Raw genomic sequence first — 25,549 nt, 5'->3', positions numbered from 1 at the left:
CCTGGTAGTTAAGAGAGTTTATCCCTCAACGCCTTCATGTCAAAACTTATCTTCGTATCTAGGATTTTGGCGTAATGCTGCGTTTGTTTCAAGGATTTGTGGCCAAGCATTTTTGAAACGGTTTCGATGGGAACGCCATTGGCAAGCGTGATAGTAGTGGCAAAGGTGTGTCTTGCAATATGAAAGGTGAGCGGTTTATTGATCTCACAAACATCTGCAATTTCTTTCAGGTACGAATTCATCTTTTGGTTGCTTAATACCGGCAAGACATGAGTGCCTTCTTGACATTGAGGATGTGATCGGTATTTTTCTATCAGTTCAAGTGCCTTCGGCAATAAGGGAATTCTTGTAGGAGAATTAGTTTTTTGTCGATGAGTGAAAATCCATTGCTCATCATCAATTCCCGTTGAGATTTGCTTCCGATTAAGATTTTTCACATCAATATATGCTAATCCTGTATAGCAGCTGAAGAGAAATATATCCCTAACGTGATTTAGCCGATCTGTTACAAATCGTTTGTTTGATATTGTTTGAATTTCATGCCAGGTCAAACAGACTCGATTTACTTCTTTTTTGACCATTTTAAACTGAATGAATGGATTTCGTTGTAGCCATCCATTTTTAATACAGATCAAAACGATTTTCTTAAAATTGGCGAGGTATTTAACTGTGGTGTTATGACTACAGTTTTGAATTGACCGCAGCCAAAACGAATAGGCAGATATAAATTCATAATCCAGAGACTGGATATCCATATCGTCTTTACTGTACTTCCACTGGATAAAACTTCGAGTGTGATCCAATGAAGTCCTATATCGCTGCAGAGTTCCGTAAGCGAATTCTTTATCTAGAAGTGCTTCTACTTGAAGATTATGATCTTGAAAAATTTCCAGGATCATTTTTTTCTTTTCACCGATTCCAAGTAGCATATTTTTCAATGCTTCTGCTGTCACTTCTTTATCTGAATCAATAAGCTGTTTTTTTGCTTGGAGTACTTTATGGTAAATAGAATCCAGATATGCATTCAGGTTTCTGTCTTCTTCTTTATTTCCATTCGCACGTCCTATCGTGGTATTCCAGCGTGCAGGTGACCATAATCTTTTCGTTGACAATTCTTTGGGTGTTCCGTCAACTGTGATTCTCAGGTATACATACCTGTCTCCTTTGGTGTTTTTTTTCGATTGTTTCAAAAAGAAGAGCAATCCGAAGCTTTTTTCTAACATGGTGCGATTAGTTAGGTTGAACAAAATTCGGAATACAAGTTCTAAATCACAAGATGCTCACTTATTGAACATGTTGAAAATCAATTGTCTATAACGTTCTCAGTGCGTCTTTTTTTGTGGAGTTGGTGAACTACACGAATGACGCACTGGAATTACAGGCATATATGAAAATTATAGGGGTTTAGACCACAAAAAAAGCCTGTAAAGAAATTCTTTACAGGCTTTTATCTCATGAGTTAAATCTTATCCTTTTTATTGATTAACATACTGTTAGTCAATAAGTTAAGACTTTCGCAGGCTTTGAAATCAGTTGGTATTCGAACCTTTTAAGTTCGTAAATAACTGATTATCAATGCTTTACTAGTAGAGAGTGGGGGATTCGAACCCCCGGTACGCGTTGAGGCGTACGACAGTTTAGCAAACTGCTGGTTTAAGCCGCTCACCCAACTCTCTAGATATTGATATGTGGCTTAGTTTTCGATTAACGGAATCATCCTTACGATGATTTTTTGGCCTATTGTCAGATTTCTCTGCCTATTACACCATGTAAATCGATGCAAATATAAGGCAATTGATCAGTATTTAGCAAGCCATTGCCAGATAGGAATTTAATGAGTTGCTCTTTTTGTCTAATAGTCTGAATATCAAATAAAATAATTTGACAACTAGCTTCTTGAAATGTGAAAAATACCCTATACGGGGTATAGATATTCCGTTTGGTGAGGGTAATTTTGATTTTTTATAAAGCCGACTACTATGATAATTCAAACTGCTACTGCAAATTTTTTGATCGAAATGAGTGAGCCTAACTCTGGATGTGTTTTGGTTCGTTCTAATTCTCAAGAAGAACTGCATCGTTTTTTTGGTTCTTTGGAGATAAGCCTCTCTAATGACCTATATTATGCTTTTGAGGTTCGTTCATGTAAGCAAGAATTCGCTAATGCGTTGATTCTTATGGTGAAGGAGATTGATTATTCTCAATTCACTGAGTTTAACCTTCACATGTCTTGAGGATAATATATTAATCTTCTCTTCAATCATTAATCTATTCATAGATATATTACTTAATCCAGAGCAAACTGCTATCCCCATAGCTCAAGAACCGATACTCATTTGCCATGGCCTCTGCATAAACGCGCTTCCAGTCTTCACCAAGAATAGTGGCTATCAAAAGAATAAGTGTAGATCCAGGCTGGTGAAAATTGGTAATCAATCCATTAACAATCTTGAACTTATATCCGGGGAAGATGAAAATCTCAGTTGTGCCCATGATAGTATCTATCCCTTTTTCATCCATATAGGAAAGAATAGCATCATAGGATTCTTTGGCAGTAGGCAAGGATTTCCGGTCTAGGTATGGGAAAAGCTTTTCAATTGTCAAGTCCTCTCCTTTTTCCTCAAGCAATTTCACACCATACCAATACAGGCTTTCAAGCGTTCGCACTGAGGTGGTGCCTACCGTTACTACGTTTCCTAAATGAGATAAAATATGCCTAATAGTGTTTCTATTGACGTGAATCTGCTCGCTGTGCATAGGATGTTCAGTGACCTCACTTGCTTTGATAGGCTGAAAAGTTCCCGCACTCACGTGAAGTGTGACTTGAGCTTCCTTGATACCTTTTGATCTTATTAGTTCAAAAATCTCTGGAGTGAAATGTAGTCCCGCAGTAGGGGCGGCTACAGCACCTTCTTTTTCTGAGTAAACTGTTTGGTACCTTATTTTGTCTTCCTCATTAGGTTTACGATTGAGATAGGGAGGCAGTGGGACTTCTCCACTTGCTTCCACCACATCCACAAATGCGACCTCATCATCGTCCCAAGAAAATTCCACTTTACGACTTTCTCGGTCGATTAATTTTGCCAGAAGGACAATCGTTCTGTTCTCTAAAGGAATAATACCTTTCAAGACTTCTCCATCTTTCCATTTTTTGGCATTGCCAATCATAGTTTCCCAAATTACTGGATGCTTTGCAAGCATAATCTCAGGGATGACAGTAGTTGGAGAAATAGGTTGAAGTAAGAAGATTTCTATGCGAGCCCCAGTTTCTCGCTGGAAAATCAGTCGTGCAGGGATTACTTTGGTGTCATTATACACCAGCAAGGTTTCTGCTGGTAGCAATTCAGAAATGTCGCTAAAGTTAAAATGAGAAATCTGACCATCTTTGTATTGCAAAAGTTTCGACGAGTCTCGCTTCGCCAAGGGGAATTTTGCGATTTTTTCCTCCGGTAATGTATATTCGTAAGCTTTTAAATCAATTGATGGGATCTGCATAAATAGGTGTGAATCTGCTTGCAAATATAGCCCAACTCATTTCAGTACCTTCCAAAATCTTCCCTTATCCATGTCTGATTCTTCTAAAATCACCTTTAAATACCTAAAACGAACTTTGAAATTTAAGTTTGACGCAGGCACATCTCGAGGAATTCTGAAGACCAAGGATGTTTTTTGGATCAAGGCTTTTTACACAGGTAGATCTGAAATTATGGGTTGGGGAGAAGCTGCACCTTTGGTTAACTTGAGTTTAGATGATAGAGAAGATTTTGAAGAAGTTCTACGAAAGACATTAGAAGAAATGTCCCAAGTAAGCTGGAGAAGTGATGATTTGAGTATTTTGAATCAGTTAAAAAGTTTAATTCCTTTTGAACTGCCAAGTATTCGTTTTGGATTGGAAACTGCCATTCTTGATCTTAAGAATGGCGGACAAAAGAAGGTTCTGGGAAAAGATTTTTATGCCGGGAAAATGTCAATTCCAATTAATGGGTTGATTTGGATGGGAGAAAAGGACTTTATGCTAACCCAAATCAATGAGAAACTAGCACAAGGATTTGATTGCATTAAAATGAAAATTGGGGCAATTGACTTTCAGCAGGAATTAGAATTGCTTAAATATATCAGAGATCAATTTTCCAAAGATCAGATCACACTTCGTGTGGATGCCAATGGAGCTTTTTCGAAAGAAGATGCACTCAACAAGCTTGAGCAGCTGGCCAACTATGATTTGCATAGCATAGAGCAGCCAATAGCCGCTGGGAATTGGCAAGCGATGAAACAGCTTTGCGCAACAACTCCACTTCCAATCGCCCTAGATGAGGAATTGATTGGTGTGATAAATAAGACTGAACTTCTGGATCAAATTCAGCCTCACCATATCATCCTCAAGCCGACTTTACTTGGCGGGATTCTGGAAACCATGGAGTGGATAAAGCTGGCAGAGGATCGTAAGATTGGCTGGTGGATGACTTCGGCGCTAGAGAGTAATATTGGACTTAATGCAATTGCTCAGCTTGCCGATAGCTTAGAAGCCGCTGTCCCTCAGGGTTTGGGTACGGGGCAATTGTATCAGAACAACCTAGATTCTCCTTTGGAAATACAAAGAGGTATGATTCATTACAATCCGCATATTTCTTGGACCCAGCCTTCTTAATTTTCAAGTCTGAATAGATAAACCGGTTTGTTTAATTCAACTTTTAAGGAAGTTTGGGTAAGTTTTCCTGTTTCTAAGTCTCGTTCAAAAACCACTATATCATTGCTTGCCTGATTCGCAGAGAGCAAATATTTGCCATCAGCGGTAAGGTTAAAATTTCGAGGCATTAAGCCTCCAGAGGTTGTCTGTTGGATAAGACCATAGTTGCCCTCATCTTTTTTAGCGAAAATAGTTAGGCTGTTTGCATCACCTCGATTAGACACATAGATGTTTTTTCCATCAGGAGAAAGGCGGATTTCAGCAGCTCCCACGCTACCTGCATAGTCATCTGCTTTTAGAGATATTCGCTGTTTTGAACTGATCCGTCCTTCGTCAAAACTGAGTATCTCCAATGTCGCTGTCATCTCCTGTACTAACAGGATTTCTTTTCCATCAGGAGAAAATACTAGGTGCCTAGGTCCATCGCCAGGAGTGACTTTGTAAGCATTGTTTAAGGTAAAAGGCTCTTTCGCTTCCGAATCAAAATCATACACGGACAATTCGTCAGTTCCTAGGTCTGCTACCAGCAGGAATTTGCCATCTGGGCTAAATGTTGTGCTATGAACATGAGGTGAATTTTGCCTGTCTTTATTGACGCTGCTTCCTTCATGCTTAATTGTTTGGAGGTGTGTTAATCTTGCCTTCTCATCTATTCTATAGGCACTAAAGCTTCCGCCACTGTAATTTGAGACTGTCAAAAACTTTTCATTTGGAGATAGGGAAATGTGGCAAGGGTGGTCGCCGAAGCTTGGCACTTCACTTAATTTGGTGAGTGACTTTTCTCCTGAAGTTCGAGAAAAGCTGATTACATTTCCGCCCGGCACATTATTTATTTCTTCCAAAGTGAAGACCCTATCACCTGCGTGATTTGCTATGACAAAGGATGGGCTTTGAATGCCGGGATAAATTATGCGCACTTCTAACTTGTTTTCCGAAGGTGTGAAATCCAGTTGATTAAGTCCTTGACTAGTATCGTCGGTATAAGTGCCTACCAAAAATGAGTAGGTTAGGGGAGTTGTTATCATTTCAGTTGTTTTCTCGGTGTTACAAGCAAAAGAGACTACCAATAGCCCTGCGAGGAAAAGTGTTTGTTTCATTCAAGAAAGATATTGAATTATATACACTACTCATTTTGTGTTTTTATTGGCAAAACATTGATTTGGTTGATAAAAAGGAATTAAATAAGATTAATTATTAATGATTAGTCAATAGCCGTTTCAATTTTTAGAATTTTTACTAATTTGCTAAACCATTAAAAAGGTAGATGAAAAATGTATAAGACTTACGATACCCAAGTAGCCAAGCGCTTCACGATTTACAACAGTTTATTTTTAGATCTTCCCTTCAATGACATTTACCGCACTGGGACTTTGCTTCCGATTTTGGGTACAGCGTGTCAAAATGGTTTCCAAAAAGGATTAACACCTAAGGAAATTATTGCTGGGTTTTTTGATGAATTGATGCCTGACTCGACTCCAACTCAGCAATCTGATTTGCTTTTTCAGATGATTCAATATGTGGAGCGGCAAGTTGTTTTGTTTGACTCAATTGAAGATGCTGCGTATGAGAAAATTCATGATCTGAAAGGAAAAGGGACGATCAAAGCTTTGATAGACCGAACGGATAATGATAATAAACGTGAAGAACTCATCGAAAAATTAAAGACTTTCTCGGTACGTCTTACTCTTACTGCTCACCCTACTCAGTTCTATCCAGGAAATGTCCTAGCGATCATCACCGATCTGGAGAATGCTATTCGAACGGATGACATCGGTAAGATAAATTCGTTGCTGCAGCAATTAGGCAAAACAGGCTTTACTAAGCGGGAGAAACCAACTCCTTATGATGAAGCTATCAGCTTAATCTGGTTTTTGGAGAATGTATTTTATCAAAGTATCTCTGATATAATGATCAGATTACTTGGGTCATTAGATATTCCGCTTCATGACTGGGAAAATCCAGGTTTGCTAAAAATAGGATTTTGGCCAGGCGGTGACCGAGATGGAAATCCATTTGTCACACATACAACTACCAAGCAAGTCGCTGAACGCCTGAAAAAATGGGTGATCAAATGCTACTATCGAGATGTTCGTAAAGTGAGAAGAAGGTTGACCTTCAAGCATGTAGAAGAAATCCTGATTACTATAGAACGTGGGCTTTACGCTACTTTATTTGAAAATAACCCGGTCTATCAGACAAAGGATCAATTGCTAGCTGATTTGCTTTCTGCCAGAGAAGGCTTGATTAAGCATCATGAGGGGCTTTTCTTAGACGTTTTAGACCAATTTATCCTTAAAGTAAAAATATTCGGTTTCCACTTCGCATGCATGGATATGCGTCAGGATAGTCGTAAGCACGACACGCTGATTGAGGAGATTTTCCAACTTCAAGGTAAAGAGCTTCAAGGCACCGAGGATGAGCAGATAGCTCAAATTATGAGCCTTACTTCGCTTCCTGAAATAGATGCTTTCAATGATCCTTTCAACCAAGAGATGTTGCAGTCATTTGGAGTAATCGATGCTATCCAGAAAGAGAATGGTGAGGAAGTTTTAAATCGCTACATTATTTCTAATTGTCAGTCTAGGAAACATTTACTTGAAGTTTTCAAATTAGCAAAACTGACGCTGGGTACAGATAAGGAGAATCTTCCATTGGATATTGTTCCTCTTTTTGAGACCATCGACGATTTGGCCATGGCTCCAGAGATCATGACAAGTCTATATAATCTTCCGGAGTACCAAAAACATTTGGAATTCAGAGGAAACAAGCAGACAATAATGCTTGGTTTTTCTGACGGAACGAAGGATGGAGGATACTTACAGGCAAACTGGTCTATTCTAAGAGCCAAAGAGGAAATGACCAGAGTGTCAAGAGAGAATGGGATCGAAGTCGTGTTCTTCGACGGTAGAGGTGGGCCTCCAGCGCGTGGAGGAGGAAACATGCATAATTTCTATGCTTCATTAGGAGAGAAAGTGGAAAATGCTGAGATTCAAGTAACCATTCAGGGGCAAACGATCTCTTCAAACTACGGGAAGCAGGCTTCTTGTACCTATAATTTCGAACAATTGTTAAGTGCAGGTTTGGAAAATCATCTGTACACAGGAGCAGACAAAAATCTTAATACCGAGCAGCGAGCATTGATCGATGAGCTGGCAGGAGAGGCTTACGAATCATATAAGAAATTCAAAAGTCATCCGATGTTTGTTCCCTACTTGGAGCATGTGACTCCGCTCAAGTATTTTGGGATGACCAATATTGGTTCCAGACCATTGAAAAGAGGTAAAGGTGGAGAAGGGTTAAAGTTTGAAGATCTGCGCGCTATTCCGTTTGTAGGATCTTGGGCTCAAATGAAGCAAAATATACCAGGTTTTTATGGAGTAGGAGCTGCAGTTTCGGTATTGGAGAAGAAAGGTAAATTAGGCGAGCTAAAAGAGCTCTATAATAATAGCCTTTTCTTTAGAGCACTTCTTGGTAATTCAATGCAGTCACTTACGAAGTGCTTTTATCCAGCAACAGCTTATCTAAAGCAAGATAAAAATTATGGAGAGTTCTGGGAGATCATGTATGATGAGTATCTTAGATCTATCGAGAAGCTCAAAGAAGTCTCTTCCATGGATGAACTGATGGGTGATAATATGGTGATTAAGAAATCAATTGAAATTCGAGAGCGTATCGTATTGCCATTGATTACGGTGCAGCAATATGCCATTCAGACAATTCTTGAAACTGGTGAGACCACAGAGGTGCTTCAACGGTTGATCTTGAGAAGTATGTTTGGGATTATCAATGCGGCAAGAAACGCAGCATAATAATCAAGTAGAAATAAATTGAAAAGCCCGACTGATTTGATTCAGTCGGGCTTTTTTTGCTCAGCATAAACTACGAATGATTGTAAGGGGTTAGAATATTGCCTTAGGCTAAAACCTTCGAGGTTTGAAAAAAACCTCAAAGGTTGCTTTTACCCCAGTTTCGCCAAACTCTCCTCCAGGGCCTTGATTTTTCCTTCAGCATCTGCCTGTTTCTTGCGTTCTGTCTCGAGTACCTGAGCAGGAGCTCCCGCTACAAATCGCTCGTTGCCGAGCTTCTTCATCACTGAGTTCAAGAAGCCTTTGGTATAGTCGATCTCCTTCTGGATATTTTCTTTTTCCTCTTCCACATTTATAGAATCGCCCATCGGGATAAAGCATTCGTCCGACTTGACTACAAAGCTGACTGCATTTTCCACCTTCTCACCGTAGTTCAATGAAGACAGATTTGCAAGCTTGTTCAGTACAGCTTCGAAGCGCTTATAAAGTGCGTCGTTTTTTGTGTTAATAGTTAGCTCCAAGGTCTCTTTTGGAGACATGCCTTTGGATGCGCGAAGATTTCGCACCTGAGAAACTACCTCAAATACTTGATTAGCTTCCTCAATGATGTTAGAATCAAAAGATTTAGCTTCTGGCCATGAAGCCAAAATCAAGGATTCTTCAACGGATCTTTCTTTAATCTGATGCCAGAGTTCTTCAGAGATGAACGGCATGAATGGATGCAAGATCTTCAGAATATCTTCGAAAACAGCTATGGTTTTATCATAAGTCTCCTGATCAATAGGATGCTGATATTCGGGCTTGATCATCTCCAAATACCAGGAGCAGAAATCTCCCCATACTAGCTTGTACGTGGTCATCAAGGCATCAGAAATTCTGAATTTCTCGAAATGCTCATTGATTTCTTCTAGAGACTGATTGAACCGATTTTCAAACCATTCTATGCTGGAAATATTTGCCGAGCCATCTAAACTTGGATCAATTTCCCAGCCTTTTACCAAACGGAAAGCATTCCAGATCTTGTTGGCAAAGTTTCTCCCTTGCTCCACCAGCTTGTCATCGTATGGCAAGTCATTTCCAGCAGGAGAGGAGAAAAGCATACCTGTACGTACGCCATCAGCACCATTCTGGGCAATGAGATTCAAAGGGTCTGGAGAATTGCCCAGAGATTTAGACATTTTTCTACCTTGTTTATCGCGAACAATACCTGTCAGATAGACATTTTTGAAAGGCTTATCGCCCATGTATTCATAGCCCGCTATAATCATTCGAGCCACCCAGAAAAACAAAATCTCAGGAGCAGTCACCAAGTCATTGGTAGGGTAGTAATATTTTAATTCTTCGTTTGGCTTACCAGTGGTAAATACTTCGTGATCAAAAACCGAAATCGGCCAAAGCCAAGAGCTAAACCAAGTATCCAATACATCTTCATCTTGTTTTAAATCGGCAAAGGTGTAATTGCTATCAAATTGCTCCTTGGCGATCTTCAAGGCTTCCTCAACAGTTTTTGCCACTACAAACTCTCCATTTGGTAAATGATAAGCCGGGATTCTATGTCCCCACCAGAGTTGACGGGAGATACACCAGTCACGTACGTTCTCCATCCAAGCACGGTACATGTTCTTGAACTTCGGCGGATACAACTGGATTATGTCGTCCATTACGGCACTTTGTGCTGGCTTAGTGATGTCGTCCATTTTCAAGAACCACTGCAAGGAAAGCTTTGGCTCAATCACGGCATCAGTTCTTTCGGAATGACCTACGTTGGATTTATAATCTTCGATTTTCTCCAACTGATCAACTTCCTTCAGCTTTTTGGCGATCATCTTTCTAGCCACAAAACGATCTTCACCTACTAGAATTTGTGCTTTTTCGTTGAGTGTACCATCGTCATTCAGGATGTCGATCACTTCCAATTTATGCTTCAGTCCAAGTTCGTAGTCATTGATGTCATGGGCAGGAGTTACTTTCAGACAGCCAGTACCAAACTCGATATCCACATACTCATCCTCGATAATCGGGATAGCTTTGTTGATAAGGGGTACTATAGCTTTCTTTCCTTTCAGGTGAGTGAATCGGGGGTCGTTTGGGTTGACGCAGATTGCCACATCGGCCATGATCGTCTCAGGACGCGTTGTCGCGATGGTTAGGAATTCATCTTTTGTTCCTTCGATCTGATACTTTATATAGTAAAGTTTGGAAGCAATTTCTTTTGTGATTACCTCGTCATCAGACAAGGCAGTTTTGCCCTTAGGATCCCAGTTTACCATGCGGATGCCACGGTAGATTTTTCCTTTTTTATGCAAGTCCACAAAAACAGAAACTACAGCATCACTCAATCCAGCATCCATTGTAAATGCCGTACGGTCCCAATCACAAGAAGCACCTAGCTTTTTCAGTTGCTCCAAGATAATTCCGCCATATTTTTCTTTCCATACCCAAGCATGCTCTAGGAATTGTTCACGCGTGAGGGACTTTTTCTCTATACCTTGTTCTTTCAGCAGATTTACTACTTTGGTCTCGGTAGCGATAGATGCATGATCAGTTCCAGGCACCCAAAGCGCATTTTTGCCCTGCATTCTAGCTCGGCGGATCAATACATCTTGAATGGTATTATTCAGCATATGCCCCATGTGCAAGACGCCGGTGACATTTGGCGGAGGCATGGTGATCACATATGGTTCCTTATTGTGATCTACGGTGGAGGAAAAAAGCTTGTGCTCCATCCAGTAGGCATACCACTTGGCTTCGGTAGCTACTGGATCGTATTTGCTGGCAATAGACATATTCAGATGATTAATTAGAGGGACAAAAATAGGGAAAAAGCCAGCTTTGGAGGCATGAATCGAGTGTCAATTGTGGCTTGAGTAATTTTTTAACCGCAAACGTCATAAAGAAGCGATAAGAACGGGACTTTTAATCACTTTGGTAAAGGAGGAAACTTATCCTTCTTAGATTTTATACTTATGCAAAATCGGAATTTGATTTCAAAATTGATTTGGTAGAAAAAAATGATCTCAGCTTTACGCTGTAAGGCATAGAAGTAATCTAGGGCATTTTGAGAACGAATTAATACTTGATGTCCATCACCTTAAAGACACGATCCTCTTTAGCCAGCTTTAGAACTGCTTGTTCTCCTAACTTCTTGCCGATCAATATTTTGGCGATTGGAGATATAAAAGAGATTTTACTTTTGGCTATATCCGCTTCGTCTACACCTACGATTTGATAGGTTTGAAGCTTAGTGCTCTTTCCTATTTTAAGTGTGACGTTTGCTCCAAAGCGAATTTCATTTTCAGGCTGCTCGCTGAGATTTACAACCTTGGCAATAGCAATACGATCCTCTAGTAAGTGGATTTTCGCATTGAGATAATTGGAATGAATTCGTTTTTCCTGTTCAGTTGCAGCTTCAATGGTAGACTTTTCAATTATCATTTCTTGCCTTTCTGCCAGCATAGCTTCCATGCCTACTTGTGTCACATAGTTAGTAATTCCATTGGGCAAATCTGCTCGTGGTGGAACTAGAGGAGTTTCCTCTTGATCATCTTCTTTTACAAATCCTCTACTCATAGGTAAGTCTAATTAATTGTCTCTAATACAAAAGGATTAGCGATAAGATAAAGTTTCATGTGCTTTTGCGGCGCTCATACCTGTAGAGACACATAAAAGGAAGCTAAGTTTTAAGAACACATTTCTTTACAGAAAGCTAATCCGAGGCTTTCTTTCCCCAATTTGAATATTAAATCCTCATATAATTATATTCTCAAGTTCATAACTGGATAAGATTTAGATTAACAGCCCTATAAATGTTTTGGAATCCTTATTGTTAAGAAAAATGAGTATCATATTTAAAATACAAATTAATAGTGATGAGATTCTTTTATTTATCTTCTTTACCTGATCCCAATGGGCAATTTATTATTCATGATAAGGATTGTTATGATATCCCTTCAAAGTATGATCGGGATTATTTGGGTCCTTATAATTCAGCATTAGAAGCCTTAAGATTATTTACATTGAAAAAGAGTAATTTAAATATTTGCGTGAAGTGCGGTATCAAACATGAAATTTACGATTTGAAGCCGTAAAGAGTAATCGTTATATCAGCTTTAATCTACATCCGAACTTAGTTGATTAATAGGCTAAAATATAACTAGATAATTATATTTTATTCTGGAAGCTGCTTTGGCGTGTTAAAGTATAGGTCTTAATAATTACGATGCCTTCTCTATTTTAAATTCCAAAATTACTCTTAGTTTATTTGTATAAGAGGTTATCAATTGTACAAAATTCTTTGTAAAACATAAAAAAGGGATAGGAAAAACTTTCCTATCCCTTTTTTAAAACTTTTTCGAGATGACTTCTATTCATCGTCCCTTTCGGATCCCTGAGTTTTCACAATTTTATTGTAAATACCAAACAATAAGAATGGAGCAGCCCACTGACCTACAAATAGTGCAGTATGGTTTTGTTTAGACAGTTTCAGCCCAAGTGAAATTACCATAGCACTCATAGATGCCCATAGGTACACATCAGATGGAATTTTGGCAGTTTGTTGTTCGATAGCTTTTGCTAGTCCTCCTTCTTTTTCTGGGGAAACTTCGTGATAATCTGGATTGTTCATAATTGTAGTTTTTTGGTTTGTACTTATTCTAATTCAAATCTTCTACCAACTTAAATATCCTTCTGTTTCTACCATTTTGATAGGATTAGACTTGTTAGGCTAATTCAAATTGAGAGTAATAATCCCGATAGTGTTGAATATATCTCCCAGTCAAATAATAAGGTCAATTGATTAGTAAATCCATTTAATCAGAAAGATATAGGTTCGTAGTTTCTAAATATTTTTACCAAGGTTCACACCTGCTCAAGAATTAATTCTAACTTTTTAGTTATTATTATATTCTGATGGACATAAAAAAAGGGAAGCTATTTTTAGCTTCCCTTTTAAATACATTATTTATTTCTAAGAAATTAATTACCGATATAGTCATCCCAACTGAGTTCTGCCTGTGGGTGTGGGAATTGTGTAAAGATTGTCCCCTTGTCATAGGAAGTAGGTATGTCTGCCAAGCGATCATATCGTCTCGCATCAATCCAGCGATGACCCCAAGGCTCTGCCCAAAGCGAATATCTCCTTTGATATAAGATCTCATCAATCAAGGCTGCCGTGGTAGTAGCGCCAGTATATGGACCGATTCCAGCTGCATTTCGAATTATATTGATAGCCGCTACAGCAGCTGTTCCCTGATTTAGATTTGCATGAGCTTCTGCCTTCAGTAGGATTAGCTCCTCATTTCTAATATAGGTAATAGGTGATGAATTGCTTACCCATCTAGCATCCTGATGAGTTCCGACCAATGCGCCTGCATCTGTAGTAACAGTGACAGGGTTCGTGCGTTTTAGAAATTTATTTTGGACACGAAGATCTCCGGGCGTTGCATCATCTAACACTGAGGGATGAACTACGATCATTGTATTTACTGCTGCATTTGGAACGTAATAAAGTGGATTGAAAATGTCAGGAGCGGCACCATATGGATGTGCAGGTCCTGCATTTAAGTTTCCATTTAGGTTCATAAATGATCCTTCTAGAGCAGTCAATACTCCTTGCCAGTCTTTCCTGTAAGCATTAAGTCTAGCGGCAATTGCTCTATTGACTTGCTGAAGTCCAGTAATTGTATTAAATCCATTAAATCCGCTTGTTAATTTGAATGGAAAATTGCCAGACCCAGAAGCTCCTAGTGCTTGGAAGCCTTCATCCAATATAGTATTGATTTGATTGAGCGCTTCTTCGTACGGTACAAAAGGCCCTGGTTTAAGTGGATTTGTCACATCCATTCGGATTCCATTATTATACACGAAGTTTGCTGGAATCATATATTGATATCCTTGGATGGTTTTGGAAAACCCAACTACTGCACTTTTTTGTGCAGCGGTAATATTATCTGTATTATCTGCGGCAAGTTTGAGCACATCTGCTTGTTTGATGGCTTGATATGGCGTAGCCCAAGATCCTCCGCCAGTGTTTCCAAATCCAAAGTAGGAGCGGTCAGGAACTCTACCATTTTGTCCCAGCCAGTCAGTCTGAAATCTAGGGTCTGATGCATTGAGGTACCATATTTCACGACCAAATGTATTCCAAGCTTGAGAAATATTTGTTACATATCCTCTATGTCTGGATTCCAATCCTGTGATTAGAAACTGAATTTGTTCGGGGCTTGCATTTTTAGCGATACTGCCGACTGAGGGATTATTTGGATCCTGAATATCATCAAGCTCCAAGGGGTTACAGCTAGCTATTATGGTTGCTGCGATCAATGCAAATCCTATATTTTTTGCTATATTTTTCATAGTAAGTCGGATTAAAAGTCAATTGTTACGTGAAAGAAAATCCTTCTAGAGGTAGGGTATGGAGCTATATCTACGTTATTTCCAACAGATTGAGCACCAAAACTGGAAGTCTCAGGATCATATCCATCATAATCTGTGAATAGGAATGCGTTATTAACAGAAGTGCCTACACGGATATTTTGAACCGTAGTTCCAAACCATTCCGAAAGGGTAGTTTTAGGTAGTGTGTAATAAAGACCTATTTCACGGATTTTCACGAATGAAGCATCCTGAACCCAGCGACCTGCATTGTTGTATGGCTCTGGATTTCTCTGCCTACCGTTTGGAATTCCATCTCCATTGTCGTCATCAAACCAGCCATTGGTAGTACCTCCACCATCTGCCAAAAATGAAGACAAGTTGACGTTAGATCCACCATTTCTCCAATCTACAAGGAAAGAAAATTCAAGTCCTTTATATATGCTAAATGAGTTAGAGAATGAAAGGTTAAAGTCTGGCTGCGCGTCACCCCAAATAGTAAACCCACCTGGAATAGAAGGATCTGCTGGAGTACCTACAATAGTGGTAGGAGAGTAGCCTTCAGCATATAGGAATGTGCCTAGTCCTGATCCAAATCCTCCTGAAATATAGGTAGGGACACCAAGTCGTGTCATTTCGATGGTGTTCTGCCAGTATAGAATTCTTGAAAACCATCTGAAATTTGATTTTTCGACTACCGTTCCAGAAAGCCCTAATTCTAGCCCTTTATTTTGAAGCTCAGCCTCATTACTAAGTGTTGTATTCACCCCCGTAGAAGGAGCTAAGTTCAGATTTTGAAGGTTGTTTTGTGTGTTTTTGATGTAATAAGTTGCTTCAAGACTAATTCGGTTATTAAAGAATCCTGCATCAACTCCAAATTCCAATTCTGAGGCTGTCTCAGGTTGGATCAGTGTGTTACCTATAGTTGTGGAAACAGTAGATCCAAGGAGCCCTCCAATGTTAGTTCCTCCTAGTGGAGTAAACGTGGCCCCAAAAGGTACCGGTCCAGCTGTCTCGCCGTATGCAATTCTAGGTTTTAATTGACTGATTACTCCGCTATTCCAGAAATCGAAGTTCGCTATATTGAACGCTACACTTGCTCGAGGAAATGCATAAAATTCGTTTGGATCTCCATTCAATGTAGATTTATCCCATCTTACACCTACTGTTCCCACGATCTTATCTTCCCAGTTTGCCTCCTGTTGGAGAAATATACCCGCCTCTTGGATTTTGCTATTGAACTGTTCATTAATCTCCTGGATATTAGCTTGCTTAAGGTTTCGTTGACCTGGCACTAAACCTCTACCTCTATTGAAGAGTGAATTGTTATCAAAATCTAGTCTAACAAGGCCAGCTTGAGAGTTCATGTTTACAGTACCTAAATTCCAATTGTAAACTAATGCAGCTTGGAAATTTGTATTGAAACTCTCTTGCCTACCTATAAATAGGTCTCCAGGATTTGCCTGCGACCGCTGAAATTGTAAAAACTCCGGAAGGTATATTTGAGTAGAGTTTTGAAGATAATCCAATCCTCCAGCAACAGTTGCTTTCAAGTAACTGTTTTGAGTTTTAAGAATATCGAAATCTAAGGTGAACGCTTGGATAAAGCGATTCACTTGAGAATTGTTCACAGCATTGTCTGTGACAGAAACTGGATTCTCAGAGAAGTAAGGATTTATAGGATAAGTACCATCATCATTTCTTCTAAGGTCATAATAATTAGGAACGTAAGAAATGCTATAGCCAATACTTGCTCCTGTGTTATTCTGATTACCTGTGAATCCTCTATCGGTATTAGATCTGATGTAATTTGAGGAGATACCTAATTTGATTTTATCGGTAATCTTATGATCAATATTTGCTCGGATTGAGTATCGTTCAAATCCAGTGTTTTTGACTGTTCCATCTTCGTCAGTAATGTTTCCAGAGACGAAGAATTTAGTCTTCTCTGATCCTCCAGATACATTAATCCTAGTATTTAGAAGTAGGGCTGTATTGTTGTAAAAAAAATCTTCATAATCAATAAATGTCCCAGTTGATTGGGCTGCTCTAAATCGCTCTAGCTCAATTGGTCTTCTAGATTCTGGAAAGAAGAAATTAATCTTTTCCTCGCTCCAATCGTCTACTCCTAATAATCTTAGTGGCTTTGCAAAGCCTACATCCTGAGAAAGGGAAACTGTCGTTCTGCCCTCAGCTCCTCGTTTTGTAGTTATAATTATTACACCCGCATTGGCACGTGTTCCGTAGATGGCAGCTGCTGAGGGACCCTTCAAAACCTCAATAGTTTCTATATCCGCAGGATTGATGTCCGCTAACCTGTTTGCTCCATCATCTTGGCTTGATGCACCGGCTCCAGATACTGTTGCTCGTCCTGTTCGCTGTGATGCATTGTTGATATACACACCGTCAACAATGATTAGCGGCTGCGATGCACTCTGCAAACTTGATATTCCTCGGAGTTGAATTGAAATACCTCCCCCTGGAGCTCCTCCATTCGAACGTATAGTGGCGCCAGCTACTTTTCCGTAAAGTGCTCCGTCGGTAGTCTGTATAGTGGTGGTGCCGGTAAGATCTCTGGCTGATACCGTGGTGACTGCATTAGCAAGATTGCTACGTTTCACAGAGGACACAAGGCCCGTGACTACCACTTCTTCTAGATTCGTAGCATCTTCATTCAGCTGAATGTTTACTACAGATTGATTTGGGTTCACGGGAATGGTTTTTTTCAAATACCCAATAGAAGAAACTACAAGTTCTACGTTACCCGAGTTATTAATCTCAAGCGTATAGTTGCCGTCCAGATCGGTGACTGCTCCAGAAGTAGTTCCTTTGATAAGGATACTGGCTCCAATGAGAGGCTCCCCTGTTCGTTCATCGGACACAGTACCCTTGATAGAATATTGCGCCCACGATATTCCTATTGTACAGAATAGGAGTATCAATGTGAGTAAAGGTTTGTTTATCATAGTTTGTCGGTTAGAATGTGATTCTTGTATAAAATCAAAAAAATAAAATTCACTCTCTAAAAATGCGAAGGAAATCTTTATCCTTTTTATACGAAAGGATGAAAAACAGTATAATTAGAATTATTCTGATCAAATTCATTCTACATCAAAATAAAAAAAGGAGAGTACAGAGACTCTCCTTTTTATAACTTCGAAATATGGGAAAATGCAGAATTATTTCACAATAGGCAAAATGATCCTACTCAAGTTTTTTCCTCCATGGTGAATAGAGTTGGTTGCCACTATGCCTTCGGTTTCATCGTAGGTGTTTCCACCGGTATTCATGTTTCTGTCAAAGCGAGGGAAATTCGAGCTACTGACTTCAATACGAATTCGATGACCTTTATCAAAGTAATTTGAGGTGCTCATGGGAGTCATTTTGACTTCATAAACTTTCCTGTCCTCCATCCAAACTTCTTTTTCATACCCTTCTCGATAGCGTACCCGCTGAATCGTTTCATCCAGATTATAAGCTTTTCCGTCAGGATGCACATCTATCAATTTGATCGTCACATCGGTGTCTTTGGCATCAGAAGAAAGATATAAGAAGGACTCAATAAAGCCGGAAACTTCAACGCCTTCTTCTAGCACTTCAGTAGTATAAACTAATATGTCATCCCGCTTTTCCATCTCAGATTGATCCTTAGATCCACCGCTACCGTCTATAGCATTTCCTGTACAACATACATTTCCTCCAAAGGAAGTTACAGGGTCCATCGGATCGTACTTGAATGTATCAGGTGTGTCTTTTCTGGGCTTTTTAGTAGTCAATTTACCGTTTCCATTAAGAGAATTGGCTTTACCTTCTGAATCCAAGTACATGGTTGTCATTACTGCTTCGGCCGGAGGCCATACGTCGGAAGTTTGCCACTTATTTGAACCCATAGTATAGTACTGCACTCGTGGCATGTTTTCCATAACTTCAGATTTCTCACCTTTTAGCCATACGTCAAACCACGCTGTGATGATCTCATCATAGTTCAGGCGTGCATCACCAACATTTAGATCACCCACCATGGTGTTTTCAGATGCTCTGGTGAATGAGCAGTGCATCACTGGTGCGATTACGAGATACTGATTGTCTCTAGCAAGCTGCGAAACAGCATTCTGTCTAGCATGATTAAATAGAGCTATGTTTGGTCCTGCAGATACGTCAAACCACGACACAAACCAAAAACTAGGTTTGTCAAAAGGTTGTTTGTCATGATACAAACCTCCAGAAAACCACTTTGGGTCATTTGGCTTACGAGTGATCATTTCCTCGTAAATGCCCACAGGACCATTTTGATTTTTAATGATATCCTGAACAGGTAGATGTTTTAAAGCCTCCTTCGAATCAATTTTTGGATATTCAGGAGACATGTCATAAAAACGCTGTAGCCTTAGTAGATCCTTTTGGCTAATATCCGATGGGAATTTAGGTGCCATAGGGTCGTGTTGCACGCCATAGAGCCAATTCGTGAAAAGCATCTGACCTGCACCACCTCTGTACCAGTTTCCTTGCTCCCAGAAATCACCAATTTTACCAACACCTGCACCATATCCTTGCGGAACCAAAGCGCCCAATGCTGGGTGATCCATGGAGGCAACTGCCATTTGCCACTCAGCAGTAGAGGAGCAGCCTAGGGTGCCAATTTTTCCATTACTCCATGCTTGCTTGGCCATCCAATCAAACGCATCATATCCATCGGTTAATGGTACACCGAGAATATCCCAATCTCCCTCAGAAAAATAACGGCCTCGTTCATTTTGAACGACATAAGCATAGCCTTTTTCCACCCAGGATAGGGCAGTCTCCATGGTGCGCGTATTCATTTCACCGTTTCCCCAGGTATTGAAATTATAGGGAGTTCTGGAAAATACTATTGGATATTTGCCATCACCCTTTGGGCGGTAGATATCCGTGGCCAGTCGTACGCCATCGCGCATTGGCATCATGACTTTTTGATCCACAATGGCGACTTCATCCAACTGATCGATGATGTTCTTTTCCTGAGAAAAAGAAACAGAAACGACCATGACCAGTAGCAGAGTCAGGAAGAAATTGTAAAGATTTTTCATTTAAATGGGGTTTCGATTTGTGTCTAAGTTAATAAAGAGATTTGTTGAGAGCTTTGAAAAATGATGATTGGTTGATTTTGTGGATAAAACAGGGTATTTGAAATTAATGTCAAATGCTGTTAGTGAAGAGCCCTTAACAGTAGAAATGATCAAAACGTAGCTTAAATTTATATTTTATTGAAGTTAAATTAGAATCATAAAAATTGAAATTTAGATGGTTTAGCTCAAAGCGCAAGTAACCAAAGACTTATATGCCTAGGGAAAGATTGATATTTCAATCCTTCGCTTTTTACACTTTTCATTTCGTACATAAAAGCTAAATTTGCGGTCACATTGATTTTTACCCATGAGCGACAGCCCAACCAACACCCTAAGTTCCTGGGTGGAAGTAACCAAAAATTCCGATTTCACAATACATAATCTGCCTTTCGGCATATTTCAGAATAAAAAACTCAGTCCACGTATAGGGATTGCTATCGGCGATAAGATTGTAGATTTAAGTATTCTGGATCAGGAAGGTTTCTTTGCGGATATGTTTTTGCCCGGAGGTGTGTTTCTAAGTGGATCGCTGAATGATATGATAGGACTAGGTAAAGTAATAACTAAGAAAATCAGAGAACGAGTTCAGGATTTGCTTTTGGTGGATAATGAAAAGTTGAGAGACCATTCGGCAAGGGGAAAAGTGATGCTACACCGTAAGGAAGCCACGATGCTGATGCCTGTGAAAATCGGTGATTACACGGATTTCTATAGCAGCAAGGAACATGCTACAAACGTGGGTAAAATGTTTCGTGATCCTGAAAATGCCCTTCTACCAAACTGGAAGCATCTTCCTGTAGGTTATCATGGAAGAGCATCTTCGATCATTCCTTCTGGAGTGCCGATTACTCGACCTAAAGGTCAGACAAAAGACCCAGATGGTGCTCCGGTTTTTGGTCCAAGTAAAAAGCTTGATTTTGAATTAGAACTGGCATTTATCACTGGCAAATCCACAAAGCTCGGGGATTCTGTTTCTACAGCTGATGCTGAAGATTATATTTTTGGTTTTGTGTTATTCAATGATTGGTCCGCTCGAGATATACAGGCTTGGGAATATGTGCCTTTAGGCCCATTTCTAGGAAAAAGTTTTGGTTCTTCAATCTCACCTTGGGTGGTGACTTTGGAAGCTTTGGAGCGATTCAAAGTGGAAAGCCCAGTGCAAGAACCTGAAGTTTTGGATTACTTAAAATGTGAGAAATCTCACAGTTTCGACATTAATTTGGAAGCTCATATTCAGCCTGAAAATGAGAAGAGTAGCAAAGTCTGCACCTCCAATTTTAAGAATATGTATTGGAATGTAGCTCAGCAACTGGCACACCATACGGTAAATGGCTGTAATATTAATGTAGGTGACATGATGGCTTCAGGAACGATCTCTGGTCAAGAGCCAGATTCTTTTGGATCAATGTTGGAGCTTTCCTGGAATGGGGAAAATGCAGTTAAGCTGGAATCTGGAACTGAGCGTAGATTTATAGAAGATGGAGATACTGTGATAATGAAAGGATTTGCCGAGAAAAATGGTATAAGAGTTGGCTTTGGTGAAGTAAAAACTACAGTACTTTCAGCGAAGTAATCTGCAATCAATGGTTATTCAGGATAGGTCACAACCGTACTCCTAGTAATTGAACACTGCTACCCTGATAAAAATTAATATGTATATCCGCTTTGTTACTAGTTAAGAAACCAAGCATAATAGGATTTGGTTAACTTAAGAATTTAGGCCACTTCGGTCACCCGTCTTCGGTCTTCTAAACGAGTGAGCAAAGGAATTTTGGGTACTGCCAAGATTGCGGATAATCAGAAAAATTCATTAACTATAATCTAAAACCACTTCTGATCAGGAGTGGTTTTTTTGTTTTTTGATTTTAAATCACTCAATTATTTATGTTGAATCAGTAGTAAATATCCTTTGTAATTGCGTTTGAAAATTTAGCAATTTTAATTTTTAAGATATTCTACAAATATGAAAGTAATCGATTACATTTACTTTTGTAAATATAATAAGCTGTATGAAAGGGTATCATTTAGGTGAGTTGGAAGAATTGATTCTTTTGACTGTGGGGATTTTGGATCAAGAGGCTTACGGAGTAGGTGTTTTGGAGGAAATCAAAAAGCAAACTGGTAGAAAAGTTAATATCTCTGCGATACACACGGTGTTGACTAGGCTGGAGGATAAAGGCTTTCTCAAATCCCAGATGGGCGGTGCTACTGAAGAAAGAGGAGGGCGAAGAAAGCGTCTATTTACACTTTCTGCTACAGGTCGAGCCGCTATTGAAGAGGTGAAAACCCTCAGAAATAAACTATATAATCAACTTCCTCCTTTGGCTTTAGACTTTTCGCATGGACTCTAAACTCAAGTATTTTCCACCTAAATGGCCAGATCGATTTTTGGAGTTCTACTGCAACCCTAACCGGTTAGAACAGATACAGGGAGATGCCTATGAGCTATTCTACATTAATCTCGAAGAGAAAGGGTTGGCTTTCGCCAGATTTAGATTTCTCATCCATGTACTCAGCTTTTTTAGATGGAGTAATATCAAGCGTTCAAAATCAACTTATCACACTTTTTCCCAAGGAGCTATGCTTAAGAACTATTTTAAAATTGGCTGGAGGAACCTCGTCAAGCAGAAAGGAACCACATTTATTTCTGTCTTTGGCTTAGCATGTGCAGTGGGTTGTTGTATGGTGGCCTACCTGTTCATTGCCAATATCTGGTTTAAGGGAATGCATCAGCCTAACAAAGACGAGATCTATCAGCTGACATATACTGTTGAGGAGGAAAAAGGCATGGTGACGTATGGAGCGGTAGCTGCGCCTATTTCAGAGCTGATTCCAGAGACATTTAATCAGCTTGTCAATCACACGCGAGTTTCTAGAGATTTCTCGATTTTGATCAGTAAAAATGAGAGCTATAATCAGCGCACCTTGTTCGTAGATCCAGCATTTATGGAAATGTTTATTTACCGCATGGACTACGGCTATCCAGGTGCTTTGTTGGAACCTGATCAGGTAATTTTGACTCATGAGCTTTCAGAAAAACTTTATGGAAATACCCATCCGATAGGGCAGGAGCTTTCATTGGTGGTCAATGGAGAAGAAAAACTCTATACCGTCGGAGGTGTTTTGGCTGATCTTCATGACATGGATATGTTCACTTTTGACTTGTTGGTGAATATAGATACACATCCTAATGCTATAGAGAATCTGCCTCTGAAAGATGCATGGAATTCAGAAGTCTGGACTTTTGTGCAAGTGGAGGAAGGCGCTGATATAGCAAATTTAAATACAGGACTGGCTGAAATAACTAGTACACAAAATAAAATTAACCCTGAAAAACCTTACCTGAAGTTAGAGACAGTCGCCTTCACGGATTTGGTTTACAGAGTAGATGAAATTAAAAATGGTGTGCGGGACTTTCTAGGTTTGGGACCACAGATTTTGTTGGGAGCCATCGGACTTTTTATCTTGATTTTAGCGGTTTTCAACTATATAAATATATCTGTGTTGATGGCGTCGCGAAGACTGAAAGAAATAGGTGTTCGTAAAGTAATCGGAAGCCGAAGAAGTCAGCTTGTATTTCAGTTTCTTAGTGAAAATCTGATGGTTTGTTTTATTGCTATTTTCTTGGGCTGTCTTTTGGCAGGATTTATTTTCCTCCCGGGTTTCAATGAAATCGCCTCAAAAAACCTGAAAATTGAGCTGTTCAGAGATAGCAATGTTTGGATGTTTTTGGGAGGTATGCTCTTGTTTATCACGCTCGTTTCCGGCTTGTATCCAGCGCTTTATGTATCTTCTTTTAAGCATATCAATATTCTCAAAGGCAATCAGAAAATCGGGAGCAAAAGTGTCTTTACCAGTGTATTATTGACTTTTCAGTTTATGCTTGCGTTCATCAGCATCGTGGCTGGTGTAGCTTTTGTTCAGACGAATTACCTCAATGAAAATCGAGATTGGGGCTACGATAGTGCAGATAAGATCATTGTAAATGTGCCTAGTTCTGAGGATTACCTGCCGCTCAAAAACAAGCTTTTAGCTCTTGCTTCTGTCAACGAAGTCAGCGGAAGTCAAGATTATGTAGGGAATTGGATTCGTGAAGGGGAGTTAATATTTCAAGATGAAAAGTTTGAAATCAGCTTGCTTAATGCGGAAGCAAACTATCCAGAGGTATTGGATTTGAAGCTGAAGCAAGGACGGTTGTTCAATCCTGAATTGATCTCCGATATGGAGGAGTCTATTGTGGTTAATCAGACTTTCTTAGATGAGCTTGGTTTGACTTTTCCCGTTTCTGAGAAAATAACTTTCGATAGCGCGAGTTTTAATGTGGTAGGTGTGGTGGAGGATTTCCATACAATTTTCTTTCAAAGTCCCATTGCACCCATAGTGATCCGAGCTTCTCCGGATACTACCTTCAGCTACCTCACCTTGAAGATGACCACGGGGTCGGCTGAGTCATCGATGGAAGCAGTCAAGGAAATTTGGCATGAAACCATTCCTAGAGGCTTGTTTGAGGGGAAATTACAAACTGAAGTGTTTGAACGTGAGTTTAGCGATGTCCGCGGAGTTCAGAATATTATCCTCTTCGCTGCTATCCTTGCTGTGGTGTTGGCATCTTTGGGATTGTTTGGCTTGGTTTCGCTGAATATGACTTCAGATATTAAGGACTATTGTGTCAGAAAGGTTTTTGGAGCCAATTTGGGTGATCTGTCCAAGAAAATGGGCAAGCGATACTTCATTATTTGGGGAATTGCATCGGTATTGGGAGGAGCATTTTCTCTGTTGATTATTTCTAGTTTTCTCGACAGCTTCTTTGCCTTCCATTCTGGCGTTGGTGCATTTCAAATAAGTATAGGGTTGTTGATCCTACTTTTAGTAATCGCGGTGACGGTCGGTTCTCAGATTTGGAAAATCATGAAGGCGAATCCTGCTACTATTTTGAAAGCGGAGTAGGTTGCTTACCAGCCGCCGTTTGTACTACACAAACGGCAATAGCATATTTGTATGAAATGTGACTGGAGACACTCACATTGTCTATGGGTAAAGAAGCCCTTGTTACATTCAGACGAGATACTTACTTTCGTGGTAGGGCAATTCTGGGTTATATTATTTCAAGCTGAAAAACTCTTAGTATTAATTTTAGTTAGTAAGTGGTGGAGCTAAGCTATTCAATAGATAAAAGTCTAATAACTTATGTGATTGAAGGTAAAATCACAAGTGAAGACATGCGACTTTTGCAGGAAGCAAAAGATCGACTTTCCTCAAATTCATCTCTGAAAATATTGGCTATAGTGACTTCTTTCAAAGGTTATAGCAGTTTCGAAGCGATGAAAAAGGCGCTGCTGGGAGATTATAGGATGCTGCCCAATCTTACCAAGTATGCGATAGTTACGGATAGTTATTGGTTGAGAACTGTGGTTTCGTTGCTAAATTATTTGGTGCTAAAAAGTGAGCTGAAAGCATTTTGCCTAAGTGATCATGAACTAGCAGTAAAATGGCTGGAATTGTAATTCAATCTAGTCTAGCTTCTGGAGAAGCAGGACAACTGGAAAATAGCTCGAAAAGTAATTCGACTTCATCCTGCT

The 25,549-nt window shown here is 39.6% G+C and carries 16 protein-coding genes and 1 tRNA gene; 7 read left to right on the top strand and 10 right to left on the bottom strand.

Annotated elements, in window-relative coordinates:
• Positions 1-8: 8 nt before the first annotated feature.
• On the bottom strand, positions 9-1,223 hold the full coding sequence (locus BVH02_RS02815) for a site-specific integrase (protein WP_086498684.1): 1,215 nt from the start codon (positions 1,221-1,223) through the stop codon (positions 9-11).
• A 364-nt stretch (positions 1,224-1,587) separates the two neighbouring features.
• Positions 1,588-1,676: transfer RNA gene (locus BVH02_RS02810), tRNA-Ser, on the bottom strand.
• 303 nt (positions 1,677-1,979) lie between these two features.
• Here BVH02_RS02810 and BVH02_RS02805 point away from each other — a divergent pair.
• Positions 1,980-2,234 (top strand): hypothetical protein, encoded by a 255-nt coding sequence (locus BVH02_RS02805; RefSeq protein ID WP_086498682.1) that lies wholly within the window; start codon positions 1,980-1,982, stop codon positions 2,232-2,234.
• 49 nt (positions 2,235-2,283) lie between these two features.
• Here BVH02_RS02805 and BVH02_RS02800 read toward each other — a convergent pair whose 3' ends face one another.
• Positions 2,284-3,495 (bottom strand): S-adenosylmethionine:tRNA ribosyltransferase-isomerase, encoded by a 1,212-nt coding sequence (locus BVH02_RS02800; protein ID WP_086498681.1) that lies wholly within the window; start codon positions 3,493-3,495, stop codon positions 2,284-2,286.
• 70 nt (positions 3,496-3,565) lie between these two features.
• Here BVH02_RS02800 and BVH02_RS02795 point away from each other — a divergent pair, with 70 nt between their 5' ends.
• The gene (locus tag BVH02_RS02795; protein WP_086498679.1) at positions 3,566-4,648 is read left to right on the top strand and encodes an o-succinylbenzoate synthase; all 1,083 of its coding nucleotides are present in this window, start codon (positions 3,566-3,568) and stop codon (positions 4,646-4,648) included.
• Here the strand turns inward: BVH02_RS02795 and BVH02_RS02790 are convergent.
• A complete protein-coding gene (locus BVH02_RS02790; RefSeq protein ID WP_086498677.1) occupies positions 4,645-5,784 on the bottom strand; it encodes a lactonase family protein in 1,140 nt (379 codons plus the stop codon). The two genes, BVH02_RS02795 and BVH02_RS02790, sit on opposite strands and share 4 nt — an antisense overlap.
• A 174-nt stretch (positions 5,785-5,958) precedes the next feature.
• Here BVH02_RS02790 and BVH02_RS02785 point away from each other — a divergent pair, with 174 nt between their 5' ends.
• A complete protein-coding gene (locus tag BVH02_RS02785) occupies positions 5,959-8,496 on the top strand; it encodes a phosphoenolpyruvate carboxylase (RefSeq protein ID WP_086498675.1) in 2,538 nt (845 codons plus the stop codon).
• Between the two features lie 149 nt (positions 8,497-8,645).
• Here BVH02_RS02785 and BVH02_RS02780 read toward each other — a convergent pair whose 3' ends face one another.
• The 6 genes from BVH02_RS02780 to BVH02_RS02750 all read right to left on the bottom strand — a co-directional run bounded on the left by BVH02_RS02780 (position 8,646) and on the right by BVH02_RS02750 (position 19,931).
• Positions 8,646-11,279 carry a valine--tRNA ligase gene (locus BVH02_RS02780; protein ID WP_086498673.1) on the bottom strand — a complete coding sequence of 878 codons (2,634 nt, stop codon included), beginning with the start codon at positions 11,277-11,279 and terminating at the stop codon, positions 8,646-8,648.
• Between the two features lie 283 nt (positions 11,280-11,562).
• Positions 11,563-12,063 carry a GreA/GreB family elongation factor gene (locus BVH02_RS02775; RefSeq protein WP_086498671.1) on the bottom strand — a complete coding sequence of 167 codons (501 nt, stop codon included), beginning with the start codon at positions 12,061-12,063 and terminating at the stop codon, positions 11,563-11,565.
• Positions 12,064-12,856: 793 nt separating this feature from the next.
• On the bottom strand, positions 12,857-13,117 hold the full coding sequence (locus BVH02_RS02765; RefSeq protein WP_086498666.1) for a hypothetical protein: 261 nt from the start codon (positions 13,115-13,117) through the stop codon (positions 12,857-12,859).
• Between the two features lie 350 nt (positions 13,118-13,467).
• Positions 13,468-14,847 carry a RagB/SusD family nutrient uptake outer membrane protein gene (locus BVH02_RS02760; RefSeq protein ID WP_086498663.1) on the bottom strand — a complete coding sequence of 460 codons (1,380 nt, stop codon included), beginning with the start codon at positions 14,845-14,847 and terminating at the stop codon, positions 13,468-13,470.
• An 11-nt stretch (positions 14,848-14,858) separates the two neighbouring features.
• The gene (locus BVH02_RS02755; RefSeq protein WP_086498661.1) at positions 14,859-17,831 is read right to left on the bottom strand and encodes a SusC/RagA family TonB-linked outer membrane protein; all 2,973 of its coding nucleotides are present in this window, start codon (positions 17,829-17,831) and stop codon (positions 14,859-14,861) included.
• A gap of 213 nt (positions 17,832-18,044) precedes the next feature.
• Positions 18,045-19,931, bottom strand: a complete 1,887-nt coding sequence (locus BVH02_RS02750) for a CocE/NonD family hydrolase (RefSeq protein WP_086498659.1) — start codon at positions 19,929-19,931, stop codon at positions 18,045-18,047.
• Between the two features lie 346 nt (positions 19,932-20,277).
• On the opposite strand from BVH02_RS02750, the gene fahA reads away from it, so the two are divergent.
• The 4 genes from fahA (at position 20,278) to BVH02_RS02730 (ending at position 25,474) form a co-directional block, all read left to right on the top strand.
• Positions 20,278-21,543 carry a fumarylacetoacetase gene (fahA, locus tag BVH02_RS02745; RefSeq protein ID WP_086498657.1) on the top strand — a complete coding sequence of 422 codons (1,266 nt, stop codon included), beginning with the start codon at positions 20,278-20,280 and terminating at the stop codon, positions 21,541-21,543.
• Between the two features lie 436 nt (positions 21,544-21,979).
• Positions 21,980-22,321 carry a PadR family transcriptional regulator gene (locus BVH02_RS02740; protein WP_086498655.1) on the top strand — a complete coding sequence of 114 codons (342 nt, stop codon included), beginning with the start codon at positions 21,980-21,982 and terminating at the stop codon, positions 22,319-22,321.
• Positions 22,311-24,917 carry an FtsX-like permease family protein gene (locus tag BVH02_RS02735; protein WP_086498653.1) on the top strand — a complete coding sequence of 869 codons (2,607 nt, stop codon included), beginning with the start codon at positions 22,311-22,313 and terminating at the stop codon, positions 24,915-24,917. The genes BVH02_RS02740 and BVH02_RS02735 overlap by 11 nt, the downstream gene beginning before the upstream one ends.
• A gap of 242 nt (positions 24,918-25,159) precedes the next feature.
• A complete protein-coding gene (locus BVH02_RS02730) occupies positions 25,160-25,474 on the top strand; it encodes a SpoIIAA family protein (protein ID WP_143244176.1) in 315 nt (104 codons plus the stop codon).
• The last annotated feature ends 75 nt before the right edge of the window (positions 25,475-25,549 follow it).

The organism is Algoriphagus ratkowskyi, assembly GCF_002150505.1.
Lineage (GTDB): Bacteria > Bacteroidota > Bacteroidia > Cytophagales > Cyclobacteriaceae > Algoriphagus > Algoriphagus ratkowskyi.
Note: the sequence above shows the minus strand (reverse complement) of the source record. Positions and strands in the feature narration are given on the sequence as shown.

Excerpts from the sequence above, each read along its gene's own strand:
- BVH02_RS02815 (WP_086498684.1), bottom strand. The coding sequence starts at position 1,223 with ATGTTAGAAAAAAGCTTCGGATTGCTCTTCTTTTTGAAACAATCGAAA.
- BVH02_RS02805 (WP_086498682.1), top strand. The coding sequence starts at position 1,980 with ATGATAATTCAAACTGCTACTGCAAATTTTTTGATCGAAATGAGTGAG.
- BVH02_RS02800 (WP_086498681.1), bottom strand. The coding sequence starts at position 3,495 with ATGCAGATCCCATCAATTGATTTAAAAGCTTACGAATATACATTACCG.
- BVH02_RS02795 (WP_086498679.1), top strand. The coding sequence starts at position 3,566 with ATGTCTGATTCTTCTAAAATCACCTTTAAATACCTAAAACGAACTTTG.
- BVH02_RS02790 (WP_086498677.1), bottom strand. The coding sequence starts at position 5,784 with ATGAAACAAACACTTTTCCTCGCAGGGCTATTGGTAGTCTCTTTTGCT.
- BVH02_RS02785 (WP_086498675.1), top strand. The coding sequence starts at position 5,959 with ATGTATAAGACTTACGATACCCAAGTAGCCAAGCGCTTCACGATTTAC.
- BVH02_RS02780 (WP_086498673.1), bottom strand. The coding sequence starts at position 11,279 with ATGTCTATTGCCAGCAAATACGATCCAGTAGCTACCGAAGCCAAGTGG.
- BVH02_RS02775 (WP_086498671.1), bottom strand. The coding sequence starts at position 12,063 with ATGAGTAGAGGATTTGTAAAAGAAGATGATCAAGAGGAAACTCCTCTA.
- BVH02_RS02765 (WP_086498666.1), bottom strand. The coding sequence starts at position 13,117 with ATGAACAATCCAGATTATCACGAAGTTTCCCCAGAAAAAGAAGGAGGA.
- BVH02_RS02760 (WP_086498663.1), bottom strand. The coding sequence starts at position 14,847 with ATGAAAAATATAGCAAAAAATATAGGATTTGCATTGATCGCAGCAACC.
- BVH02_RS02755 (WP_086498661.1), bottom strand. The coding sequence starts at position 17,831 with ATGATAAACAAACCTTTACTCACATTGATACTCCTATTCTGTACAATA.
- BVH02_RS02750 (WP_086498659.1), bottom strand. The coding sequence starts at position 19,931 with ATGAAAAATCTTTACAATTTCTTCCTGACTCTGCTACTGGTCATGGTC.
- fahA (WP_086498657.1), top strand. The coding sequence starts at position 20,278 with ATGAGCGACAGCCCAACCAACACCCTAAGTTCCTGGGTGGAAGTAACC.
- BVH02_RS02740 (WP_086498655.1), top strand. The coding sequence starts at position 21,980 with ATGAAAGGGTATCATTTAGGTGAGTTGGAAGAATTGATTCTTTTGACT.
- BVH02_RS02735 (WP_086498653.1), top strand. The coding sequence starts at position 22,311 with ATGGACTCTAAACTCAAGTATTTTCCACCTAAATGGCCAGATCGATTT.